Origin of the sequence: Clostridium ragsdalei P11 (assembly GCF_001675165.1) — a bacterium.
GTDB lineage: Bacteria > Bacillota > Clostridia > Clostridiales > Clostridiaceae > Clostridium_B > Clostridium_B ragsdalei.
Genome location: NZ_LROS01000002.1, coordinates 47967 through 71395 on the forward strand (window position 1 = coordinate 47967; position 23429 = coordinate 71395).

Annotated in this window: 23 protein-coding genes; 17 read left to right on the forward strand and 6 right to left on the reverse strand. The window is 33.1% G+C overall.

The annotated features are described in order from the left end of the window. The first annotated feature begins 5 nt into the window (after window positions 1-5). The 4 genes from cas4 to CLRAG_RS00805 all read left to right on the forward strand — a co-directional run bounded on the left by cas4 (window position 6) and on the right by CLRAG_RS00805 (window position 2736). Window positions 6-497, forward strand: coding sequence for a CRISPR-associated protein Cas4 (gene cas4 / locus CLRAG_RS00790; RefSeq protein WP_065076673.1), 492 nt, complete (start codon window positions 6-8; stop codon window positions 495-497). Between the two features lie 9 nt (window positions 498-506). Next, window positions 507-1499 (forward strand): type I-B CRISPR-associated endonuclease Cas1b, encoded by a 993-nt coding sequence (gene cas1b / locus CLRAG_RS00795; RefSeq protein WP_065076620.1) that lies wholly within the window; start codon window positions 507-509, stop codon window positions 1497-1499. A 3-nt stretch (window positions 1500-1502) separates the two neighbouring features. Next, complete coding sequence (cas2, locus tag CLRAG_RS00800) at window positions 1503-1766, forward strand: CRISPR-associated endonuclease Cas2 (RefSeq protein WP_065076621.1); 264 nt, start codon at window positions 1503-1505, stop codon at window positions 1764-1766. A 409-nt stretch (window positions 1767-2175) separates the two neighbouring features. After that, window positions 2176-2736, forward strand: coding sequence for a hypothetical protein (locus CLRAG_RS00805; protein WP_065076622.1), 561 nt, complete (start codon window positions 2176-2178; stop codon window positions 2734-2736). Between the two features lie 204 nt (window positions 2737-2940). On the opposite strand, the gene CLRAG_RS00810 is transcribed toward CLRAG_RS00805, so the two are convergent. Then, window positions 2941-3507, reverse strand: coding sequence for an isochorismatase family protein (locus CLRAG_RS00810; protein ID WP_065076623.1), 567 nt, complete (start codon window positions 3505-3507; stop codon window positions 2941-2943). Between the two features lie 163 nt (window positions 3508-3670). Continuing rightward, on the reverse strand, window positions 3671-4225 hold the full coding sequence (locus CLRAG_RS00815; protein ID WP_063601865.1) for a helix-turn-helix domain-containing protein: 555 nt from the start codon (window positions 4223-4225) through the stop codon (window positions 3671-3673). Window positions 4226-4381: 156 nt separating this feature from the next. Here CLRAG_RS00815 and CLRAG_RS00820 point away from each other — a divergent pair, with 156 nt between their 5' ends. The 11 genes from CLRAG_RS00820 (at window position 4382) to CLRAG_RS00870 (ending at window position 16724) form a co-directional block, all read left to right on the forward strand. Continuing rightward, entirely contained in the window at window positions 4382-5356 is a 975-nt protein-coding gene (locus CLRAG_RS00820) for a DMT family transporter (protein WP_065076624.1), read from the forward strand. A gap of 346 nt (window positions 5357-5702) precedes the next feature. After that, complete coding sequence (locus CLRAG_RS00825; protein ID WP_065076625.1) at window positions 5703-6464, forward strand: nucleotide-binding protein; 762 nt, start codon at window positions 5703-5705, stop codon at window positions 6462-6464. Next, entirely contained in the window at window positions 6461-7765 is a 1305-nt protein-coding gene (locus CLRAG_RS00830; RefSeq protein WP_065076626.1) for a nitrogenase component 1, read from the forward strand. Before CLRAG_RS00825 ends, CLRAG_RS00830 begins: the two co-directional genes overlap by 4 nt. Then, complete coding sequence (locus CLRAG_RS00835) at window positions 7766-8827, forward strand: nitrogenase component 1 (RefSeq protein WP_065076627.1); 1062 nt, start codon at window positions 7766-7768, stop codon at window positions 8825-8827. Beyond that, window positions 8824-11223 carry a carbamoyltransferase HypF gene (gene hypF / locus CLRAG_RS00840; protein ID WP_065076628.1) on the forward strand — a complete coding sequence of 800 codons (2400 nt, stop codon included), beginning with the start codon at window positions 8824-8826 and terminating at the stop codon, window positions 11221-11223. The genes CLRAG_RS00835 and hypF overlap by 4 nt, the downstream gene beginning before the upstream one ends. Continuing rightward, the gene (locus CLRAG_RS00845; protein WP_013238956.1) at window positions 11186-11392 is read left to right on the forward strand and encodes a HypC/HybG/HupF family hydrogenase formation chaperone; all 207 of its coding nucleotides are present in this window, start codon (window positions 11186-11188) and stop codon (window positions 11390-11392) included. The genes hypF and CLRAG_RS00845 overlap by 38 nt, the downstream gene beginning before the upstream one ends. Beyond that, window positions 11392-12450: a hydrogenase formation protein HypD gene (hypD, locus tag CLRAG_RS00850; RefSeq protein WP_065076629.1), complete on the forward strand. Its 1059-nt coding sequence runs from the start codon at window positions 11392-11394 to the stop codon at window positions 12448-12450. The genes CLRAG_RS00845 and hypD overlap by 1 nt, the downstream gene beginning before the upstream one ends. After that, on the forward strand, window positions 12443-13447 hold the full coding sequence (gene hypE, locus CLRAG_RS00855; protein WP_023161798.1) for a hydrogenase expression/formation protein HypE: 1005 nt from the start codon (window positions 12443-12445) through the stop codon (window positions 13445-13447). The genes hypD and hypE overlap by 8 nt, the downstream gene beginning before the upstream one ends. A gap of 57 nt (window positions 13448-13504) precedes the next feature. After that, window positions 13505-14275 carry a nucleotide-binding protein gene (locus CLRAG_RS00860; RefSeq protein WP_065076630.1) on the forward strand — a complete coding sequence of 257 codons (771 nt, stop codon included), beginning with the start codon at window positions 13505-13507 and terminating at the stop codon, window positions 14273-14275. Next, a complete protein-coding gene (locus tag CLRAG_RS00865) occupies window positions 14248-15594 on the forward strand; it encodes a nitrogenase component 1 (RefSeq protein ID WP_242872068.1) in 1347 nt (448 codons plus the stop codon). Before CLRAG_RS00860 ends, CLRAG_RS00865 begins: the two co-directional genes overlap by 28 nt. Further along, window positions 15591-16724, forward strand: a complete 1134-nt coding sequence (locus tag CLRAG_RS00870; RefSeq protein ID WP_065076674.1) for a nitrogenase component 1 — start codon at window positions 15591-15593, stop codon at window positions 16722-16724. Before CLRAG_RS00865 ends, CLRAG_RS00870 begins: the two co-directional genes overlap by 4 nt. A 241-nt stretch (window positions 16725-16965) precedes the next feature. Here CLRAG_RS00870 and CLRAG_RS00875 read toward each other — a convergent pair whose 3' ends face one another. After that, window positions 16966-18075, reverse strand: coding sequence for a DEAD/DEAH box helicase (locus CLRAG_RS00875; protein ID WP_065076632.1), 1110 nt, complete (start codon window positions 18073-18075; stop codon window positions 16966-16968). Window positions 18076-18351: 276 nt separating this feature from the next. On the opposite strand from CLRAG_RS00875, the gene CLRAG_RS00880 reads away from it, so the two are divergent. Together CLRAG_RS00880 and CLRAG_RS00885 are read left to right on the forward strand one after the other, a co-directional pair. Continuing rightward, entirely contained in the window at window positions 18352-20769 is a 2418-nt protein-coding gene (locus tag CLRAG_RS00880; protein ID WP_083985479.1) for a type IA DNA topoisomerase, read from the forward strand. Between the two features lie 139 nt (window positions 20770-20908). Beyond that, a complete protein-coding gene (locus CLRAG_RS00885) occupies window positions 20909-21355 on the forward strand; it encodes a TM1802 family CRISPR-associated protein (protein WP_065076633.1) in 447 nt (148 codons plus the stop codon). A gap of 17 nt (window positions 21356-21372) precedes the next feature. On the opposite strand, the gene CLRAG_RS00890 is transcribed toward CLRAG_RS00885, so the two are convergent. From CLRAG_RS00890 to CLRAG_RS00895, 3 genes are read right to left on the reverse strand one after another with little or no spacing between them, the layout of a single operon-like run. Then, window positions 21373-22479 (reverse strand): sensor histidine kinase, encoded by a 1107-nt coding sequence (locus CLRAG_RS00890; protein ID WP_242872069.1) that lies wholly within the window; start codon window positions 22477-22479, stop codon window positions 21373-21375. Next, the gene (locus CLRAG_RS21005; RefSeq protein ID WP_242872070.1) at window positions 22472-22753 is read right to left on the reverse strand and encodes a hypothetical protein; all 282 of its coding nucleotides are present in this window, start codon (window positions 22751-22753) and stop codon (window positions 22472-22474) included. The genes CLRAG_RS00890 and CLRAG_RS21005 overlap by 8 nt, the downstream gene beginning before the upstream one ends. Further along, complete coding sequence (locus CLRAG_RS00895; protein WP_065076634.1) at window positions 22744-23406, reverse strand: response regulator transcription factor; 663 nt, start codon at window positions 23404-23406, stop codon at window positions 22744-22746. The genes CLRAG_RS21005 and CLRAG_RS00895 overlap by 10 nt, the downstream gene beginning before the upstream one ends. Between the last annotated feature and the right edge of the window lie 23 nt (window positions 23407-23429).

The window sequence follows — 23429 nt, forward strand, 5'->3', positions numbered from 1 at the left end:
GTATTATGGATATCAATGGAACAATGCTTTGGTATTACAATGTATGCAAACGTGAAGTCTGGCTTATGTCAAGATCAATAGTTCCTGACCAGCACGATGAAAATGTGGATATAGGGCGTTTTATACATGAACGTACATACAAGAGGAATAATAAGGAAATCAGTTTTGGAAATGTTAAATTTGATGTGATTTTTAAATCTAAAAAACAGATAACAATTGGAGAAACGAAAAAGACTTCAAAATATGCTGAAGCTTCAAAATGGCAGCTTATGTATTATTTAAATCAGTTGAAAGATGCAGGTATAAATGCAAAAGGAGTTTTACTTTATCCAGAGGAAAAAAAGAGGACAGAAATAGAGCTAACTGATGAATCTCAGGAAAAGCTCCAAAGAATGTGTTTGGATATAGAAAAAATATGTGCACTTAAACGTCCCCCTTCTGTTAAAAAGGTACCATTTTGTAAAAAGTGTGCTTATAGGCAATATTGTTATTCATAGGAGGCAGAGATGAAAAAGGATATTTATATTTTTAATGATGGAGATTTAAAAAGGAAAGATAATACCGTATATTTTGAAAGTAGCGGCAAGAAAAAGTATTTACCTGTAGAGGAACTCAATAATATTTGGGTGTTTGGTGAAATTAATTTGAATAAGAAATTTCTCGATTTTGTTTCTCAAAAAGAAATATGTATACATTTTTTTAATTATTATGGATATTATACAGGAACCTTCTACCCGAGAGAACACTTAAACTCTGGTTATGTGATATTAAAGCAGGCAGAAAATTATCTCGATTATGAAAAGAGACTTAAAATAGCTAAAATGATAATAGAAACTGCAGCAGAAAATATAATTGTAATTTTAAAATATTATAATGGCAGGGGAGTAGATACTGAATTAGAACTTAAGGATATAGTGGAGAAGAAAAAACTTATGGAATGTTGTAAAACCATAGAAGAACTTATGGCAGTTGAAGGTAATATGAGACAGGAGTATTATGAATGTTTTTCAAAAATAATAAAAAATCCTGAATTTGCATTTAAAGTAAGAAGCAAGCGGCCTCCAAGGGATAAGATAAATGCATTGATCAGCTTTGGAAACTCTATGATGTACACAACTGTTTTAGGGGAAATATATCAAACACAACTAGATCCAAGAATAGGATATCTTCATTCTACAAATATGAGGCGATTTTCACTTAATCTTGACATAGCTGAAATATTTAAACCTATAATAGTGGATAGAACTATTTTCACTATTTTGAATAGAAATGAGTTGACAGAGAAGGATTTTGAATCTGATCTCAATGGTATAATGTTAAATGATAAAGGAAGAAAGAAGTTTATAGAGGAATATAATAATAAACTTTTAAGAACAATAAAGCATCCTAAAATAGGAACGAATGTTAGTTACAAACGTATAATAAGGCTTGAATTGTATAAACTTCAAAAATGTATAACTGAAGATGAGCCGTATGATGGTTTTGTTGCGAGGTGGTAGGCGTTGTTTGTAATACTTGTTTATGATTTTGGAGAGAAACGTGTTGGACGTGCTCTCAAAAAATGCAGAAAATATTTAACCTGGGTTCAAAATTCTGTTTTTGAAGGGGACATAAGTGCAGCTAATTTAAAAAAGATAAAGTGTGAGCTTTCTGATATTATGGTAAAAGGTGAGGATTCGATAATAATATATAGTTTTAAAAGTACCAGGTATTCTAATAGAGAGGTACTTGGAGTGTCAAAAAATCAACAGGATATATTTTTATAAAATGTATTGGTTAGTTTTATGTTGTCGACCCTGAATAGTGCAAAAAACTCCGGGGGTCGACGATTTTTATGTTTCCAGGTAATTAGCGGTTTCAGATTGATTTTTATCATTTTTACAAAAGTTTTCTCAAATATTGCATTTTTATAAATGCTGATGTATTCTATATTCGATGGTTTTTAGAATACCTATGAGGAATTGAAACATATATATGGCAAATACATCGGTGTTTACAAAAGAGGTTTTTAGAATACCTATGAGGAATTAAGAAGTTAATTAGTGGTAAGTTAAAAGTGATAGGTATAAAATTAATAGTTAATAGTTGAGGAAAGTATAGAGTTGAAATAGCTGAAAATCAATAATATTTGAAATTTGAACTTTATTATTTGTAAATGGTGAGGGGTTAAATAATATGAATATTAAAGAGGTTAATATGGACATTGACTCTAAATTAAGCAAGCTTATTTTTTTGATGATTACGCTAGTTGCTACCCCAATTCATGAATTTGGACATTTTATAGGTTTTGAGTTAAGTGGAATACCTGCGAAATTTGTTTTTAGTTACACAGAGCCTAAAAATGGTTTGGAAAACTTGTGGGGATGTCTTGGAGGACCGGCGATTAATTTAATATTAGCAGTAATTGGATGCATCATTGTTTATATCCTTAAAAATAGGAAAAAAGTGTACATAGGAGTGTATTTTGCTATAACTATGTGCCTTACAAGGTTAATTGCATATCTATTATTTATAATTATAAATCCTGATAATATGTTTGCAATTAATGACGAAGGTTTGATTGCAAAATTTTTGAATGTACCAATATGGCAGGTATATGTTTTTTTTATAGCTGCATTTATTTTTGTATTGGTAATTTTAAGGTCAATAAAAAAAGACTATTTTTATAAGTGTTTTAAATATGCTTTCGTATTTTACTTCTTTATAGATATATTATTTACAATTAGAATTTATTAGAAAGAAAGGCTGTATGAAAGATCATGATAATAAACAGAGTTCTTGACATCAGGTTGAGTTTTGACTCCACCTGATGTTTAGAAATCGTTATCCAGGCGCGTAGCAGTGCTTATCCCCAACTTTGATAGAAGATGGGGTATTAGCAATGGTAGCGATCGGATAAATAACTCTGAAGTTATTGCAATAGCTTCAGAGTAAGAAAAATTAGAAGATAATGCTCATGCCTTTTTCTTTAAACTCATTTAGAGTGTTTATATGTTCAGTTTCATCTACGTATCCAAGACCATTTGCAAGAATAGTCACGTTGAATCCATTTTTCACGAGATCAAGTATTGTTTCTTTAACACAGTACTCGCTGGCAATTCCACATATTATAATGTTTTTGTCAAGTACCTCGTGAAGTCTTTTATTTTTATTATTTATTGCATTGTAGGCTGAATACTCTTCAACATCATCGTTCATACCTTTTCTAAAGATAACTTCAGGATTTTGTGAAGATTTATTTTTATCCTTTATTCCAAGAGTGAATTTTTCAGAAAGTAAAGCTCCTTCAGTACCTTCTACGCAGTGAATGGGCCACATTCCACCATTTTTTTGAAATGACTTATTTGTCATTTCGTGAGAGTCACAGGAATAGAATACATTAAGATCAGGATTTTTACTTATAAAATCTATAATATGCAGTATAGCATTTTCTGAATTTTTACATGCAAGACTGCCAGTTATAAAATCATTTTGACAATCGATGACTAATAAAGATTTTTTACTCATAATATTTACCTCCAATTAACGTTTAATTATTACCAATCTACTGTTTAATTATAAGTTCATCAAATTTATTTTGCTCAATTTGAAGTTTATTGATCAAAATAAATATGTAAAATGTACAATTTTCTTCAAATTTCATAGCTTTTAGTTTAAAATTGGGTTGTATTTACTTATAATACATTATTATATTTTGGAATACTGCTTTTTTAGTAGTTGTATTTTTATAGGAGTGGGGCTTATTTCCCATAAATTTAATAGAATTTCCTTTTTGCAGTGTAAAACTATTGTCATTTATGATTAACTCCATTGTACCTTCTGTAACAATAATATATTCTTCCACATCATCATTATGTGGGGTAGATGCATGGTTACATCCTGGTTCTAATTCTATAGTAAATATCTCAAATCCTTTATTATTATCAAATGGAAATATTGAATATAATTTCATTCTATTATTGTCTTCTAATAAGGGAACAATGTCATCTTGATGTATTACTTTTAAGTCATCTTCTTTTTCATTGATAAAGGATGAAAAAGATACTTTTAATCCAGTTGAGATTTTCCACAAAGTAGATACGGTTGGATTTGATAGACCTCTTTCTATTTGACCTAACATTCCTTTGCTTACCCCAGTTAGCCTTGATACATCATCTAAACTCAAATTTCTCCTAAGGCGTATATTTTTAAGCTTAGTGCCTATAATTAAATTCAAATTTTTCATGAGTTTAACTCCTTATATAACGATTTTTACATTATAACATCTATAATTCTATAATAATTTTTGAATTAAGTAAAATATTATCAATAACATATTGTACAAAATAACATACATATGTATAATATATTATATAAAAATTATAGATGGGAAGTAATAGTAGTGAAAAGAGCAATTATACTTGGCATAATAGCTTCATTCTTTTTTGCGTTTACTTTTGTACTTAATCAACAAATGAATTTTCATGGTGGAAGTTGGATATGGAGTTCTTCATTAAGATACATTTTCACGCTTCCAATTTTATTTGTTATCATGATTGTTAAAAATGAGTTATCTGAAGTGGTAAGTGATATAATTAAAAAACCTATGAAGTGGATTGTCTGGAGTACAGTAGGATTTGGATTATTTTATGCACCTTTAAGTTTTGCTTCAATATATGGTCCTTCATGGTTAGTTGCTGGAACATGGCAAATAACTATAATTGCAGGGGGTCTTCTTTCTCCTTTATTTTTTAAAACTGTAAAAAAGAATAATAAAGTTTTAAAAGTAAGAAATAAAATTCCTAAAAAAGTGTTATCTATTTCGCTGCTAATTTTATTTGGAATATTTTTAATGCAGTTTCAGCAGATACAGGAAATATCCAGTATAAAACCTTTAATAGGAATTATTCCTGTAATTATAGCAGCTTTTTCATATCCTTTAGGCAATCGAAAGATGATAGAAGTTTGTGAAAATAAATTTACCACATTTCAAAGAGTATTTGGTATGACTTTGTGCAGTATGCCTTTTTGGATAATATTGTCCATATGTGGTCTTATGTCTGTGGGAGTGCCAAGTAGGGGACAGGCAGTGCAGTCTCTTGTAGTTGCTATTTGTTCTGGAATTATTGCTACGATACTGTTCTTTAAGGCAACGGATATAGTTAGCAGTGATACGCGTAAGTTGGCGGCAGTGGAATGTACCCAATCAGGTGAAGTTATATTTACTCTTTTAGGGGGAGTGTTTGTGTTTCATGATAAAATACCAACGGGAGTGGACTTAATTGGAATACTGCTTATTGTTGTTGGTATGATTTTAAATAGCTGTATTGTTGACAAGAGAGAAGAAAAAGAAGAAGCCTATGAAGATATAGTATAATTTAATTCATTTTTTATAGCTTTGTTATGAAGAATTTGGTGTAATTTCTTGACAGTACCAATTTTAGGTGATAAACTGAATATATAAAAAATTTAGAAAACGTTTGTTTCACATTTTAATTAAAAATTAATATTTTTGTCACTCTGAAGCGAAGGTGTCCTGAGATAAAGAGCGGGCAGTAAAAAATTAGTATATTATGTGTTGCTTATCTGAACTTAGTGGGAGAAACAAACTTCACTAAGTAAGATTAATTGATATATTATGACCGCATTTAAGCTCTTCCCAAACTCGGGAGGAGTTTTTTTACGTAAGAAGATAAAAATGAAATACTATAGGGGGTTAAAAAATGCTGAAAATAGCTATATACGGAAAAGGCGGTATTGGGAAATCTACAATTACCAGTAATTTGTCAGCAGCCTTTGCCAAGCTCGGAAAAAAAGTTATTCAGATAGGATGTGATCCTAAAGCAGATTCCAATAGTAATTTGCTTGCAGGAAAAACATTAATGCCTGTAATGAATTATATGAGAGAATTTGATGCAGATCCAGAAAAAATTGAAGATATTTCAAAAGTAGGTTTTGGCGGCGTTCTGTGTATAGAGACTGGCGGCCCTACACCAGGACTTGGTTGTGCAGGTAGAGGAATTATTACTACATTTAATTTATTAGAGGATTTAAATCTTTTTGAAGAGTACAAGCCAGATGTTGTACTTTATGATGTTTTAGGTGATGTAGTTTGCGGTGGATTTGCAGCACCTATTCGTGAAGGATATGCTGAAAAAGTACTTATTGTTACTTCTGGTGAAAAAATGGCCCTCTATGCAGCAAATAACATAAATAGTGCAGTTAAAAATTTTGCAGATAGGGGTTATGCAAAGGTGTTTGGTATCGTATTCAATCATAGAAATATTGAAAATGAAGAAGAAAAAGTAAAAGATTTTGCCAGCAAGGAACATCTTCCTATTGTAGGTGATATCCCAAGAGACAATAATATCAATCATTTTGAGGAGATGGGTAAAACAGTTATTGAAGGAGACCCTAACCTTCCAATAAGTAAGTGCTTTTTCAATTTAGCCAAATTATTGATTAAAAGTGAGGAAATGAAATGAAAAAAGAGTCATATTATATTACAGCAGAAAACTTAGCCGCAGTAGGTAAAGATAATATTCCTGCAGAACTTATTTCAAATACTCATTTGATTTACAGTTCACCAGCAACTCTTTCTTTTAATTCACCTGGTGCGCAGGGGTTTGGAGTTAAGCGTGCAGGACTAGCAATACCAGGGTCAGTTATGCTTTTAGTAGCTCCAGGATGCTGCGGAAGGAATACGACAACATTAAGTGAACAGGGTGGATACAGTGAGAGAATGTCCTACTTGGTAATGGATGAAACTGATATTGTTACTGGAGCTCATTTGAAGAATATTCCACAGGCAGTTGAAGAAATTTGTAAGTGTACGCCAAGTATGCCATCAGTGGTTATGATTTGTATTACATGTGTTGATGCACTTCTCGGAACAGACATGGAGCGTGTTTGCAGAAAAGCTATGGATAAGGTAAATATTCCTGTTCTGCCCTGTTATATGTATGCATTAACAAGAGAAGGTCGTAAGCCTCCTATGGTACATGTAAGGCAGTCCATTTATTCACTTCTTAAACCAATGGAAAAAAAGCTGGATACAGTTAATATACTGGGATATTTTGCTCCACTTATGGAAAACTCAGAGCTATATGATTTGCTGCACCATATTGGCATGAAGAAAATAAATGAGATCTCACGCTGTAAAGATTTTGATGAATATATGCATATGGGAGAGGCAAATTTTAATCTTGTATTGAATCCAGAAGCAAGATTTGCAGCAGATGATATTATGAAACGACTGAATATTCCATCAGCAGAGCTTATACGACTGTACCAGATAGATAAAGTACAGAATCAATACAAAATTTTTACCAGTGCTCTTGGTACAAGCTTTGATGATCAAAAATACTATGATGAAGCAAAAAAGGCCATAGATGAATTGAAAGCAGCTTATCCTAATATAACCTTTGCAGTAGGTGAAGCAATGAATGCTAATTCTTTTGAGCTTTCCTTGGCACTTTTAAGATATGGATTTAAAGTAGCTGAAATATATGCTAGTCTTACAGTTGAAGACTTTGTTTATATCAGAAAAATTGCAAAATTGAGTCCTAAGACTAAGATTTATTCCAATCTTGAACCTACCATGATTTATTATGACTGCAGTGAAGAAGAGATTGATATAACCATTGGCAAGGATGCAGAGTACTACCATCCTGATTGTGTAAATGTACCTTGGAATGAGGACATTCAGCCCTTTGGGTATGCTGGTGTAAAAAAATTATTTGAGGAATTGAAACATTCGTTGGATTGTTTTGGTAAGGAGGCATAGATGAAAGGATTAAGAAAATATATACCACCTTTTGCACCAGATCAGTCTGGTGCAGCATCTGTTCTTTATAAGCTTGGAGGAATTATAGTTATCTGTGATGCAGGGGGATGTGCTGGTAACGTATGTGGATTCGATGAGCCTAGATGGGCTGCAGAAAAAAGTGCCATTTTCAGTGCTGGTCTTCGTGATATGGATGCTATACTGGGACGTGATGATAGGCTTGTGGCAAAACTTGCAGATGCTGCTAAAAAAGTAGAAGCAAAATTTGCAGCAATTATCGGAACTCCTGTACCCTCAGTTATTGCTACTGATTACAAAGCAATAAAGAAAATGTCAGAAAAGAAACTTGATGTGCCAGTCATTACCATAGAAACTACTGGTATGGAATTATATGATGTGGGGGCTGAAAAAGCTTATCTTAAAATGTTTGAGACTTTTGCAAAAGATGGCCTCACAGTAGATAAAGAAAGCATTGGTGTAATTGGTACAATCCCACTTGATGTAAGTGATTTAAAGGCAGCAGATAAAATAGAAATGACACTAAAGTCTGAGGACTTCAAAAATGTTTACTGTTATGGTATGGAATCGGATTTGTCAAAGGTAGAGGCTGCAGGGAGTGTATTTAAAAATATAGTAGTATCACCTGCTGGATTAAAAGCTGCACAGTATTTAAAAGAGAGATTTGGAACACCTTATGAAGTTTATTATCCGCTGGTAGGAGATATATTAAAGGATGATATAAAAGAACAGTTCAAATATTTTGAAGGTAAGAAGGTTTTAGTAATACACCAGCAGGTTATAGCAAATTCTATCAGAGATAAAATAAACGAAAATGTGAATTCAGACGTAACAGTTGCTTCCTGGTTTATGCTAAAGGACGAGCTTAAAGAAGCAAAGGATATTTCTCTTACAGAAGAGGATCAGTTTGTAGAACTTATAGAACAAGAAAATTACGATGTAATTGTAGGTGATAATATATTGAAACGTGCAATACCTAACTTCAAGGGAAGGTATGTGGGTACACCACATTTTGCAGTTTCAGGAAAGATGTGTATGATATGAAAGATTATAAAACTTTGTCAATTAGAGTCTATGGTATTGTACAGGGAGTTGGATTTAGACCTACAGTAAGCCGGCATGCAGATAAAAATCATATATGTGGAAGTGTATGCAATAAAGGACCTTATGTGGAAATATGGGCTCAGGGCAGTGAAAGTGAATTAGAAGGTTTTTTGTACGATTTGGAACACAATCCTCCAAAGCGTTCATCAATATTAAAAATTGATGTGCATAAAGAGGAAGAGTCAGAAAAATTTCAGAACTTTCAAATTATTGAAAGTGAACATGTACAAGGTGAGATTTTTGTATCTCCTGATATTGCCATCTGTCCAGAGTGTAAAAGAGAACTTTTTGATAAGAATAACAGACGATATCTTCATCCCTTTATAAACTGTACGTGCTGCGGACCAAGACTTACTATTTTAGATTCCATGCCTTATGACCGTGTACGTACTAGTATGGGCGAATTTCCAATGTGCCCAGAGTGTGAATATGAATATACTCATGCAGAAACTCGAAGATATGATGCACAGCCGGTATGCTGCAATGAATGCGGCCCGGAGGTTTACTTAATTGGAAGAGGCGAGCGGGGCAGGGCTGCAATTACTTATACAAGACAAGTAATCCATGATGGAGGGATTGCAGCTATAAAGGGAATTGGAGGTTTCCATCTTTGTTGTGATGCCACAAATCAGGAAGCTGTAAAGAGGCTTAGAAAATTAAAGACAAGACCTGCAAAGCCCTTTGCAGTTATGATGCGGGATATGGAAACTGTAGAACGTGAATGTGAAGTTACAAAAGTTCAAAAAGAAGTATTAGATGGGCATCAGAAACCAATCATACTTCTGAAAAGAAAGAAAAGTGAAATGGTGTGTGATGCTGTGGCACCTGATAATCCCAAGGTTGGGGTGATGCTTCCCTATGCTCCTGTTCAACTTTTGATATTTACATATGATGATGATATAGTTATGCCAGATTGCCTGGTTATGACAAGTGGTAATACATCAGGTGCACCAATATGTAGAGATGACAATGATGCAATAACAGAATTATCAAAGATGTGTGATGTTATCTTATCACATAACCGAATGATTCGTATTCGTGCAGATGACTCGGTTATGGATTTCTTTGAAGAAAAACCTTATATGATAAGGCGTTCCAGAGGATATGCGCCGCTGCCGTTTATGGTTTCAAACGGATTTAAAGGAGAAGTACTGGCAGTTGGTGGTGAACTCAAGAATACTTTTTGTATAGGTAAAAATGATTTGTTTTATCAGTCTCCATATGTTGGTGACATGGAAGATTTGAGAACAGTAAAAGCATTGAAAGAGTCTATTACAAGATTGGAAACTCTGCTTGAGACGACGCCAACAATTGTGGCATGCGATATGCATCCAAAGTATAATACTACTTACATGGCACAGGAAATAGGAATTCCTGTACTGCAGGTTCAACATCATTATGCACATATTCTATCCTGTATGGCTGAAAATGATTATTCTGATCCAGTTATAGGCGTTTCATTTGATGGAACAGGATATGGAACAGATGCAACCATTTGGGGTGGAGAGCTATTAGAAGTTACTTATGATGGATTTGAAAGGCTTGGCAGCATAAAACCTTTTGTTCAGATTGGTGGTGACATGTCAGCTAAAGAGGGCTGGCGAATTGCAGTATCCATGATTTACAGCATATACAAAGATAAAGCAAAAGCAAATGAAGTTGTAAGACAGCTTAAATTATGTGATGAGAAGAACTGCGATGTTCAGTTTATGATGGCTGATAATAAAATAAACAGCATAACATCTACAAGTGCAGGGCGTTTGTTTGATGCTGTAAGTGCTATCTTGAATATCAGAAAACAATCATCTTTTGAAGGGGAAGCTTCTACTACCCTTGAATTTGCAGCAGAGGCTTATGAAGAAAAACATGCAGTCCATAATAGTGGCAGCAAAATTTATGATGAGGATAGTATTGAATTTTCAAATCTTGTTTATAAAAATTCAGATGGACAGCTAATTTTGGCAACAGATGTTTTAGTAAAGAAAATCATAGAGGAAACTTTAGTTGGGAAAGATGCAGCGATGCTTGCTTACTTTTTCCATGAAAAATTGTCAGATATGATTGCAGCTGGATGTATACAAGCTTCTAGAAACACTGGAATCAAAACTATAGCATTAAGCGGAGGAGTATATCAAAACCAATTATTATTAAAAATGAGCCTAGACCGTTTGAGAAAACTTGGATTTAAAGTTTTAATTCATAGTTTGCTGCCGCCAAATGATGGTGGAATAGCACTAGGTCAGGCAGTAGCAGCAATGGAACATATAAATAAATTGAAAAAAGGGGAGGAGAATAACTATGTGTGTAGGTTTACCAGCAAGAGTTGTAAAGATTAAAGAAGGAATGGCTCTAATTGATGCCTCAGGAGCAAAAAGAGAGGTATCTGCAGAATTAATCGATGAATTGGAACCAGGCGATTACGTTATGGTTCATGCAGGAATCGCCATTTCAAAAATTACAAATGATGATCAGAGTGAAACAGATAAAATCATGGAGGAATTATAATGGCTGAGAACATAAAAAAAACTGCAAAGGAGATTATTGAATCCTATGACGGACCAAAGATCCGTATTATGGAGGTTTGTGGAACGCATACCCATGAGATATTCAGACTTGGAATCAGAAATATAATACCAGAAAATATTGAACTCATATCAGGACCAGGGTGTCCGGTTTGTGTTACGCCCGTTGGCTTTATTGATGAAGCTATTATGCTAGCCCTTGACCATAATGCCACCATATGTACCTTTGGAGATTTAGTAAGAGTGCCTGGTTCAGAAATGAACCTTGCTGGAGCCAGATCAAAAGGCGCCAAAGTTCAAATAGTATATTCACCTATTGATGCTTATGAGTATGCTAGAGACCACCTTGATGAGCAGGTAGTATTCTTATCAGTAGGATTTGAGACAACCACACCTGCCAGCTGTCTGGCTGTAAAAAAGGCAAAAGGTGCAGAACTTAAGAATTTTGCATTACTTACGGCAAACAAAACCATGCCGGGAGTATACAAAACACTAAAAAATAGCGCAGATGCGTTTTTATATCCTGGCCATGTACATGCTATTACAGGTACGGAGTTATGTGAGTCTTTAGTTAACGAAGGTGTTAGCGGAGTAATAACAGGTTTTACTGCAAATGAAATCATGACAGCACTTGCTGTAGTAATCACAAAATTACAAGAAGGAGAAAGCTTTTTTAAAAACTGTTATCCGAGAGTTGTAACGAATGAAGGCAGTAAAGCGGCTCAGACTATTGTATCTGAAGTCATGGAGGACTGTGATTCTGAATGGAGAGGTCTTGGCATTATCAAAAATTCAGGTCTTAAATTGAAGGAAGCTTATAAAGAGTTTGATGCCAGAGATAAATTTCATTTAGGAAAAGTAGAAGGAAGAAGCAATCCAGCATGCCGATGTGGTGATGTTTTGCAAGGAAAATGCAAGCCGTCAGATTGCAAAGTATTTGGCAAAGGGTGTACGCCACTACATCCTGTTGGAGCTTGTATGGTATCTAATGAAGGAGCATGTTCAGCATATTATCAGTATGGAGGAAAAATAAATGGATAAAACAGTTACACTAGCTCATGGAGCTGGAGGAAGACAAACATCAGAATTAATAGATCAGGTTTTTAGAGCTCATTTTTCGAATCCTGACCTGACAGCAGATGATGCTGCAGTATTGAATATTAAGGGAGGAAAACTAGCTTTTACAACAGATGGATTTATTGTTTCTCCATCGGAATTTCCAGGTGGAAATATTGGTAAATTAAGCATTTGTGGTACAGTAAATGACTTATCCTGTATGGGAGCGAAACCTCTGTATTTATCCTGTGCTTTTGTTATTGAAGAGGGCTTTCCAATGGACAAGTTAGAGAAAATTGCAGCAGCTATGGAAAAGACTGCAAAGGAAGCAGGGGTAAAAATAGCCGCAGGAGATACAAAGGTTGCTGGAAAAGGACAAGTTGATGGAGTATTTATAACAACAACAGGTATAGGACAGATTATGGATGATGCTAATACCTCTGGTTTTAATGCAAAACCAGGTGATGCAATTATTGTAACCGGTGATATAGGACGACATGGATGTACTGTTTTACTGGCACGAGATGAGTTTGGAATTGAAGCAGATGTAACCAGTGATTGTGCACCATTATGGGGTACAGTAAAAGCTATGTTTGATACGTCAAAAGACATTCATGTAATCAGAGATGCTACACGTGGAGGTGTCGGCACGGTATTATATGAAATTGCCGAGCAGAGCAAAGTCGGAATTAGATTAGATTCAAAGAGTATACCGGTAGCAGATGGTGTAAAAGGTGTATGTGGCATGCTCGGATTGGAACCACTATATCTTGCATGTGAAGGAAGACTTGTAGTTTTTGCTCCAAAAGAAATTGCTCCAAAACTTGTGGACACATTACATAAAGGTAAATATTCAAAAGATGCGGCAATTATTGGTGAGGTCACTTGTGATATGCCGGGACGTGTTATTGTAAAAACAGAAATCGGTGCTGAAACATTGCTGCCACCTCCAGGAGGAGAATTACTTCCAAGAATATGCTAATATAATAAAGTTATAATAGATGAATTCTAGTAAATTAGAATATGGAGGAAACACATTATGATAAAAATTGCAGTGTATGGAAAAGGCGGCATTGGAAAATCTACAACAGTTTCTAACATATCAGCTGCACTTTCTGATAAAGGAATAAGGGTTATGCAGATAGGATGCGACCCTAAAGCTGATTCTACAGTTTCACTTCATGAAAAAAGAAACGTGAATACGGTGCTTGAACTTGTAAGGGAAAAGAAGAATAATTTTGATTTAGAAGATATGGTCACTGTTGGTTATAATGGTGTTATATGTGTGGAAGCAGGTGGACCTAATCCAGGCCTTGGATGTGCAGGCAGGGGAATTATAGCAGCACTTGAAAAATTGAAGGAAAAAGGTGCGTATGAGATATATAAACCAGATGTGGTAATATATGATGTATTGGGTGATGTGGTATGCGGAGGTTTTTCTATGCCAATGCGTAAGGGCTACGCAGATAAAGTATTTATTATAACCTCAGGTGAAAACATGGCTATTCATGCAGCCGCCAATATTGCAATGGCTATAGAAAATTTTAAAAACAGAGGTTATGCTGGTCTTGGAGGTCTTATTCTTAACAGAAAAGATGTGAAAAATGAATATGAAAAAGTGGACGAATTGGCAGAGGATATTCATTCAGAAATAGTTGGCACTCTGGACAGAAGTGAAGTCGTTCAGGAAGCAGAAACCTTGAATAAGACAGTAATAGAAGCATTTCCTGAAAGTGATATGGCAAAACAGTATAGAAAGCTGGCAGAGATTATCATGAGGATATGTGGAAAGGAGATATCATGCTTATAAATGTATCTGGACACGTTGATGACACTGGCACCTGTACTTTGATAAAAGATGCTGCATTTCCTGAGCCATTTGTATCTGGCCTGCAATATAACGCTCCTGCTAGGGGAGTATGGAATATAGTTCATGTTGGAATGCTTATTCCAAAGTCGCATCAGATATATGTATGTGCAGCAAACTGTTTAAGAGGAGTTGTTCTTACAGCAGCAGAAATGGGCACATTGGACAGATTCTCAACTATAGCTGTGCAAGAAAATAATGTACTTGAAGGTGATATGGAGGAACTTATCATTGAGGGTGTATCGGATATACTCAATAAACTTCCACAAAAACCTCCGGCAGTTCTAATATTTACTGCCTGCATACATTATTTTATGGGATGTGATTTGGAGCTAGTTTACACAGAATTACGAAAAAGATATCCGGATGTGGCTTTCACGGATTGTTATATGGATCCAATTATGAGAAAAAGTGGCCTGACTCCAGATGAGAAAATGAAACGTCAATTATACAGTATCCTTCAACCAATGGAAATTAATAAAAAAAGCATTAATATCATTGGTAACAATATTCCTACGGATGAAAGCAGTGAACTTATACGGACCATTCGTGAAAATGGATATGAACTGAAAGATATTACTTTTTGCAAAACCTATGATGAATACCTTAAAATGGCTGAAAGTTGTGCTAATATATCCTATCTGCCTGTTGCAATACCAGGTGGAGACTATTTGCAAGAAAAGTTGGGACAGAAGCACCTACATTTGCCTCTATGTTATGGATTTGATGAAATAGTAAAAAATTTAAATATATTGAATGAATATTTGGAATTACCAAAGAAAGAATACGCAGATGAAAAGTCAGCAGCTTTAAATGCTTTGAAAGAAGCAAAAGAAGTCATTGGTGGCGCAAAGGTTTCCATAGATTATACAGCTGTTCCGAGACCAGCAGGACTTGCTCGATTACTTGTGGAAAATGGATTTAATGTGGACAGGCTGTATGTAGATTCATTTACAAAATGGGACAAGACAGATTTTGACTGGCTTGTAAAAAACAAACCTGAGATTAAAGTGTATGCTACAGTACATGCAAAGATGGGTGTTCTGGATAGAAAATGTAGTGAAAAGAGCCTTGCAATAGGACAAAAGGCTGCTTATTTTACAGGAAGTGAATATTTTGTAAATGTAGTAGAAGGCGGCGGCATGTACGGTTTTGATGGAATTGTGAGACTTGCTGGACTTATGAAAGAAGCTTTTACATGTCCTAAAGATGTACGAAAGCTTATACAAATCAAAGGATGGAGGTGTGGTTGCTTACTATGAAACAGGCATCAGCATTTATTTCAACATATACGGCAGATGTGTCAGGTGTTTGTTCCGCACTATATGAATTAGGCGGGATGACTGTAATGCATGATGCATCAGGGTGCAATTCAACATATACTACTCATGACGAACCACGTTGGTATGATATGGACAGCATGATCTATATTACAGGACTTTCTGAAATGGAAGCTATCATGGGTGATGATGAAAAATTAATACATGATATTGTGGCAGCTGCAAATGAGCTACATCCTAAATTTATAGCTATTGCAGGTACACCTATTCCAATGATGATAGGCACAGATTTTCCAGCTATTGCAGAAGTGATTGAAAATGAAACTAAAATTCCTACGTTTGCTATTCAAACAAATGGAATGCACTCTTACATATGTGGAGCAGAACAGGCTCTTGCTGAAATAGTAAAACGATTTACTCTAACTAGTATACCTAAAAGAACAAAAAGTGTAAATGTACTTGGAGCTACTCCTCTGGATTATTCAGTAAACAGCAGTATAGACAGCATTAAAAGACGATTAACTGAAGCTGATTTTCAGGTTTTATCTGTATGGGCAATGGGAAGTACATTGGAGCAAATGAAACAAGCTGGAGCTGCAGAAGTAAACTTAGTTGTTTCTTCTACTGGACTTTTAGCAGCAAAAGAATTACAGAAGAAGTTTGGAACACCATATGTTGTAGGCGTTCCAATGGGAGATCAGTTTGCAGATGTAGTAATGAAATCACTGGATAGGGCAATTAGTACAGGAAAATCCCAAATTGCATATGATAAACGAGCTATGTGTGGTGGTGACACAGTTATTATAGGAGAAAGCATTTATTCGGAATCATTAGCTGCAGCACTTGCACTTGAAAGGAATATGAAAGTTAAAGTCTTATGCCCTTTGGAAACGGAAGCTGATTTGTTATTATCAGAAGATATTTTGGCAGAAGATGAAGATAGTATTATGACATATTTGAAGGGTGCAAAAGCTGTTATTGCAGATCCTATTTATCGCAGGATTATTCAGCCTGGCACTAAATTTATATCACTTCCACATGAAGCTTTTTCAGGAAGAATTTATAGAAAAGATATTCCAGATTTAGTTGATAATATAGATATAATACGGTAAATTGATATAAGATTATATACAAATTTTCACTGTTTAAAAATATTGCGAAGAAATTTTTTAAAAGAACAAAGAACAAAGTTCAAATATCAGATAAGGATAATTTTCTTCCTAAGGTCAGAAAATATTAAGATTATAGATTTCCTGAGGTACGAGGGAAATCATCTTTATCTGTTCTTTGTTATTTGAACTTTGTTATTTTTAAAAGCTTTGCTTCGCAATTTTTTTATATTAAGTCAAAATTTTATATGTTTAACTCTCTTCTAGGTATCCTAAATTTTATACCTCTTTCTATTTCTTCTAAAGTCCTTTTATCTTTTGGATCTACAAATAGACAAGTACAGCCTTTTTCACCGGCCCTTCCTGTTCTACCAATACGATGTATATATGACTCTACATTTTCTGGAATATCATAATTATATATATGAGTAACTCCACTTATATCTAGTCCTCTAGCGGCCACATCTGTAGCTATCAAATACTGAATATCTGCATTTCTAAAAGATTTCATTATTCTTTCACGTTTTGATTGAGGTATATCACTATGAAGCTTTTTACAATTGTATCCACGCTGATATAGTGCAATTTCAAGATCATCTACTCTTCTTTTAGTTCTGCAAAATATAATAGCCATAAATGGATTATCTTGATCCATAATATTACACAAGGCATCTTGCTTTTTTTTATCAGTAGTTTCTATTACATATTGTTTAATATTATTAAGTGTAACTTCTTCCTTTTTAATGGAAACCACTAAAGGATCAGTCATGTATCTATAAGCTAATTTTTTAACTTCAGAATTCATAGTTGCAGAGAAACACAATGTTTGACGTTTTTTAGAGATTTCCTTTATAATGTCTTCTACATCATTTTTAAATCCCATAAGCAGCATTTGATCTGCTTCATCTAATACTAATGTTTTTAATTTGCTAAGATCTATAGTCTTTCTATGAAGATGATCTAAAAGCCTACCTGGAGTTGCAATAATTAGATGAATGTTTCTCTTTAGTTTTTTTAACTGAGAACCTATATCTTTCCCACCATATGCAGCTAAAATATTTATATCTTTAGCTTTTTTTAGTTTTAGAACTTCTTCAGTTATTTGAATAGCAAGTTCTCTTGTAGGAGTTACAATCAGTGCTTGAGTTGAATTTACATTAGGTGATATATTTTCAAAAATAGGAATCAAAAAAGCAAGAGTTTTTCCAGTACCCGTTTGTGATTCAGCTATAACATCTTTTCCTTCTCTAATAAATTTAATACTCTCTTGTTGAATTGGTGTTGGTTTAGTAATACCCATGTGTTTTAATTCAGTTATTATATTTTCACTAATTTCTAGTTCCTTAAAATTCATTTTTTCATACCTTTCATTATTAAGGCATTTTCAAAGAAATATCCATCGCATCTTTGACTTGTTATTTTCTTTCAAATGCCTAATGTGTATTTTTATTTAGTTAAGTCAATTAATAATAGCATATTACTGCAATTAATACTAATGTTGCCCTTAAGTTTTTACATTATGATAGTACAATGGTATATTTTTATATGGGAACTTATTATTCATGATTATTATTGTATAAATTTATTACAAATAAAGTTAAAGACATAAACTTTGGAGGTATTAACTAAATTGAAGTCACTTATTATAGCTGAAAAACCAAGTCTGGCAATGAGTATTGTCAAGAGTATTGGTAATATGGAAAGAAATAATGGATATTTTGAAAATAAAAATTATATAGTTACTTTTGCCTATGGTCACTTGCTTCAACTTTACGATGTAGATGATTATTTTGGAAGAGAAAAAACAAAGTGGACTTTGAAAGAATTACCCTTTGTACCAAAAGAATTTAAATTTAGATTACGAAAAGACGAAGGAGTAAAAAAGCAATATGAAATAATAAAATCACTAATAGAAAGAAATGATGTACAGGAGATAGTGAATTGTGGTGATGCAGATAGAGAAGGGGAAGTAATTGTAAATAATATAATATTTAGAGCTTTTAAAGAAGAACATGTTACTAAACCTGTTAAAAGATTATGGCTGCCAGAACAAACAAGACAAACAATTATACAAAGTTTAAAAGATTTAAGAGATGATATAGAATACAAAAATCTATATGACGAAGGATTGGCAAGAACATATTTAGACTGGAGTTATGGAATAAATTTAACCAGGTATTTAAGTATAAAATCAGGTTCATTTTTACCTGTAGGACGTGTTTTAATTCCTATTGTGAAATATGTATATGATAGAGATGAAAAAATTGAAAATTTTAAGCCAGAAACTTATTTTGAGATAGGGGCTGTCATAAATAAAGATAACTTACATATAAAAGCTAAATTAAAGGATAGAAAGTTTGCAGCAAATGAAAGAGATAAAGCTGAAAAACTATTGGATAATTTGAAAGATAAAAAGGCTATAGTTGATAAAGTTGAAAAGAAAAAAGTTAAAAAGCAGCCGCCTAAGCTTTTTTCATTGGATACTTTACAAAATAAAATGTTTAAGGAAGAAAAAATGTCTTTGGATGATACTTTAAAAAATTTGCAGAAACTATATGAAGATGGATATACTACATATCCAAGGACTAATACAGAGTACCTGGCGGAAAATGAAAAAGATAGAATAAAAAGTGTAATTGCAGCAGTAAAGGAAAATTTTAATGCAGATATATCTTTTAAAGATAACAAGAAAATTTTTAATAGTAAAAAAGTAGAAAGTCATAGTGCAATCACTCCAACCATAAAAATTCCATCAAAGGAAAAATTATCGGAAGGTGAGAAAAAGGTTTATACTGCAATAAAGAATAGATTTATAAGTAATTTTTTAAATGAAGAAACAATAATAGAAGAAACAAGTGTATTAATAAAAATAGATGATGAAATTATTCAATTAAAGGGAAATATTATAAAAAGTCCTGGCTTTTTAAAATACGAAAAATCTAAAAGGGAAAATGAATTGCCTCAATTTGTAGAAGGGGAGGAATTAGACACTAAATTATCAGTAGATCAGAAAGAAACCCAAAAGCCTGGTAGAGTAACAGAATCAGAACTAAACAATTTCCTTAAAAATCCTTTTAAAAAGCAAGAAGTAGAAGATTTACAAGGTGAAAATGATGATGAAGAATATAAATTGATACTTGAAGGCTGTGAGATAGGTACTGTTGCAACAAGGGCAGGAATAATTAAAAATGCAAAAAAATATGAGTATATAAAAGAGCTGAAAGGTCACTTAGAGTGTGAGAATAAAGGTAAAAAACTTATAGAAGCACTTGAAAAATTAAAGATTGATTTAAATAAAGAAAAAACAGTTGAATTTGGCAGGCAGCTTAAAAAAGTTTATAAAGAGGAAATAGGAATAAATGAAATAATAGATAAAGTAAAAGATGAATTAAATAGCATTGTCCAAAATGGTAATAAAATTAAAATAGAAAAGCTGTATCTATATAACAATAAATCAGATAGTAAAATTAAGATAGAAAGCATTGGAAAGTGCCCTGTATGTCATGAAGGAGAGGTTGTTGAAAATAAATCAGGGTATGGCTGTAATAGATGGAAAGAAGGTTGCAAGTTTTTTGTAGGCAATGAAATAGCAGGAAAAGAGATTTTAAAAACCCATGTAAAAAAGCTTATTAAAGATTGTAAAACTAATGTCATAAAAGGATTTAAGAGTAAAAGCGGAAAGAAATTTAATGCCTCCTTGGTAATTGATAAAGAAGGAAAAATTGTATTTAATTTTGAAAATGAAGTCTTAGGAAAATGTCCATGCTGCGGACACGATATTGTAGAAGGTAAAAATGCTTTTGGATGTAGCAACTGGAAAGAGGGATGTAAGTTTACTATATGGAAGAATGATAAGTATTTGGCTTGTATGGGCAAAAAACCTACTAAAACTATGGTTAGAGAGCTTCTCAAAAATGGTAAAGTTAAAATTAAAGGTTTAAAAGGCAAAGATGGAAATATTTTTGATGCCTATTTTATGTTAATAAAAAATGGAAATGAAAATAAGGATAAATATCCATATAAGTGGAAAATGCAAATAACAAAATAGTAATTTTATATAACAAAAAGGAGGAAAACATGGTTATTTATAGAATAGTAAAAGTAAAATGATTGACTATGTTCCTATATTATTTGAAGATATAGGAATATAGTGAGAAGCAAAAAGGGTATATGAAGGAGGAAAGATTATGGATAGGGGAAATTTCCATCTAAAGGGCGACATTAAAAGTTATGTAGAAAAAATGGAATACGACCAAGAAGAAATAGCTATGTTTTTATTAGGGTATCTTATGGGAGAAATGAGAAATGCACAATGGAAAGATATCCATAAAAATTCTCAAAAAAGTTCAATTAACTCAGAAGATAAGGAATCTATATTTAATAAACTCAATTACACTGGCATAAACGAAATCAAAATTATAGGGCTTACTAAAGAAATTTTTGAAAAGATGGAACAAGGAAAAGTGAGAGGATATACTAGGGCAATTTCTAATGAGCTAAAGAGGATTGTGGATTTAAATATTAAAAAGTGGAATATGAATAAGCAGGAAAATTTGTTTTATGTATTGTCCGGTTATGTATACAATACTGCAAGCATCATGTTAAGTGATAAAAAGGGGAAGAGGGCAGTTTGACATTTAAGTTTTTAGATCTACAGCTCTACAGGCAATGAAATTACAATTTGCCCACCGCCCGTATATGTATCATTTTGTATATGAAGAGTGCCATTATGAGCCCTAATTACTTTATCTGCAAAAGTTAATCCAATACCATAATGACCTGTTTGACTTCGGCTTTTATTATCAGTATAAAATAGTTCTGCAGCTTTTTTGAGTGCTTCAGGTGAAAAGCCATTTCCAGAGTCAGTAAATACAAAAGAAGCTAAATTGTTTTTCAAATGGACCTGTAAGCTTAATGATGTTTCATCTGGAGTATGCTCAAGTGCATTTATAATGATGTTCATAAATGCTCGTTTCATTGAGGAAAAGTCAATGTTCCACATTAGTTCTTTTGGAATACTGATGTCAAGTACAAAATGAATATGATGGTTTCCAATAGAGGATAGTGTATCCTTCTCAATTACATGTAGAAATTTATTTACATTGCTTTTTTCTTTGTGCAGGGCAATGGACTGATCATTTTTAGAAGTTTCAATTAAAAGCTCAGTATAATGTTCTATTTCACCTGCTGCTTCCATGATTTCATTTGTATAATCTAATGCATTTTCGTCTTTTTGTGTAAGACTTAATAATTCTGCATTTCCTTTAATGACAGTAATGGGTATTTTGATGTCATGAGCCAATGCGCTAATTTGTTCACCTTTGTTTTTTTCTTGCTCAAATTGGCAGGTTAAGGATTTTTTAAGGCTGCGGCGCAAACTATCTAAGGAATCCATAACTTTTTGATGTTCTACAAAGTAAGAATTTTGCACCTCAAAATCTAAATCTTTATCTTCAATTTTTTGAGTAATGAAGCTAAATTTGTTTAATTCTCTTTTTATCTTATTTGAAAACTGCAGGGAAAGAAAATACAGTGTAATTAACAAAATAATGGTAAAAAGCAAAGCAATAGCTAATCCAGGATAAGGCATCAGATTTCGAAGGGTTGGGTTTGCAAATTGCATGATCAATTTGTAATGAATTACGCAGTATTCTTTTGGGCGCTCGATTATAGCATAAGCATTTCCGAAAAAATCAGCTCCTGTAAATTGGTGGTTTTTAATACGTAATTTTGCTTTTTTAATTTGGGACTTATTCATGGTACTTTTTTTTTACATCTAAAGTTTGTTTGTCTAAAATTGTATATTTTAAATTTTTAGGTATTAATTCAGAAGTCACTTCTTTAGCACTTTTTATACTTGGCGTTACTTTTTCCACTAATTGTTCTGAATATTTAGATGGCAGCAGCATTTTGTTATTATAGATATAACTAAAAACAAAAAGTAAAGCAAGTAAAAGTATAATAAAAGAAAACCCCACTTTTAAGATAAATTTAATAATGTACATTTGAAAGGATGTTTTTTTTACTTCCACATGTATCCAACTCCCCACACTGTTTCTATAGGAAAACAGTTATATCCTTTAAATTTATTACGGATTAATCTTATATATTCAGTGATTACTGAAAATTGAGTGTCACTGTCCAAATCGTAAATTGCCTCAAAGATTGCCTGTTTTGTAAATACTTTACCTCGATTAAGTGCTAAAAATTCGCAAATATTATATTCATTTTTAGTAAAAGCAATGACATTATTATTGACCAGTATTTCCTTCTTATCAAAATCAATTGTAATATCACCATATACTAATTTTTTTGTTGACTTGCCGCGATTTTCACGTCTAAGGTATGCTTCAACACGAGCATTTAATTCCATTACTCCAAAAGGTTTTGCTATATAATCATCTCCGCCAAAGGCTAACCCTTTTACGATTGCTGATTCGTCTGTTTTTGCTGTTAAAAAAATAATTGGAGAATCTACTGCACTGCGTATTTTCTGACAAAGTTCAAAGCCATCTATCCCTGGCATCATTACATCCAGCAAAATCAGATCATATCCACAAAAATCTTCTATAGGAATATTTTCTGGATTTTGCAGTGTAATTACTTCATGATGGTTTAATTTCAAAGCATTTTTTATCAATTTTAAAATTCGCCTGTCATCATCTACAGCTAAAATTTTTGCCATGTTCTACCCCCCATTATTTACAT

Bases quoted from the DNA above. Each gene is read 5' to 3' on its own strand.
- CLRAG_RS00815 (WP_063601865.1), bottom strand. From the start codon at position 4,225: ATGAAAAATTTGAATTTAATTATAGGCACTAAGCTTAAAAATATACGC.
- CLRAG_RS00810 (WP_065076623.1), bottom strand. From the start codon at position 3,507: ATGAGTAAAAAATCTTTATTAGTCATCGATTGTCAAAATGATTTTATA.
- CLRAG_RS00805 (WP_065076622.1), top strand. From the start codon at position 2,176: ATGAATATTAAAGAGGTTAATATGGACATTGACTCTAAATTAAGCAAG.
- CLRAG_RS00885 (WP_065076633.1), top strand. From the start codon at position 20,909: ATGGATAGGGGAAATTTCCATCTAAAGGGCGACATTAAAAGTTATGTA.
- CLRAG_RS00845 (WP_013238956.1), top strand. From the start codon at position 11,186: ATGTGTGTAGGTTTACCAGCAAGAGTTGTAAAGATTAAAGAAGGAATG.
- CLRAG_RS00825 (WP_065076625.1), top strand. From the start codon at position 5,703: ATGCTGAAAATAGCTATATACGGAAAAGGCGGTATTGGGAAATCTACA.
- CLRAG_RS00890 (WP_242872069.1), bottom strand. From the start codon at position 22,479: ATGAATAAGTCCCAAATTAAAAAAGCAAAATTACGTATTAAAAACCAC.
- cas1b (WP_065076620.1), top strand. From the start codon at position 507: ATGAAAAAGGATATTTATATTTTTAATGATGGAGATTTAAAAAGGAAA.
- CLRAG_RS00830 (WP_065076626.1), top strand. From the start codon at position 6,461: ATGAAAAAAGAGTCATATTATATTACAGCAGAAAACTTAGCCGCAGTA.
- CLRAG_RS00895 (WP_065076634.1), bottom strand. From the start codon at position 23,406: ATGGCAAAAATTTTAGCTGTAGATGATGACAGGCGAATTTTAAAATTG.
- hypF (WP_065076628.1), top strand. From the start codon at position 8,824: ATGAAAGATTATAAAACTTTGTCAATTAGAGTCTATGGTATTGTACAG.
- CLRAG_RS00835 (WP_065076627.1), top strand. From the start codon at position 7,766: ATGAAAGGATTAAGAAAATATATACCACCTTTTGCACCAGATCAGTCT.
- CLRAG_RS00865 (WP_242872068.1), top strand. From the start codon at position 14,248: ATGTGGAAAGGAGATATCATGCTTATAAATGTATCTGGACACGTTGAT.
- cas4 (WP_065076673.1), top strand. From the start codon at position 6: ATGGATATCAATGGAACAATGCTTTGGTATTACAATGTATGCAAACGT.
- CLRAG_RS00875 (WP_065076632.1), bottom strand. From the start codon at position 18,075: ATGAATTTTAAGGAACTAGAAATTAGTGAAAATATAATAACTGAATTA.
- CLRAG_RS00870 (WP_065076674.1), top strand. From the start codon at position 15,591: ATGAAACAGGCATCAGCATTTATTTCAACATATACGGCAGATGTGTCA.
- hypE (WP_023161798.1), top strand. From the start codon at position 12,443: ATGGATAAAACAGTTACACTAGCTCATGGAGCTGGAGGAAGACAAACA.
- hypD (WP_065076629.1), top strand. From the start codon at position 11,392: ATGGCTGAGAACATAAAAAAAACTGCAAAGGAGATTATTGAATCCTAT.
- CLRAG_RS00860 (WP_065076630.1), top strand. From the start codon at position 13,505: ATGATAAAAATTGCAGTGTATGGAAAAGGCGGCATTGGAAAATCTACA.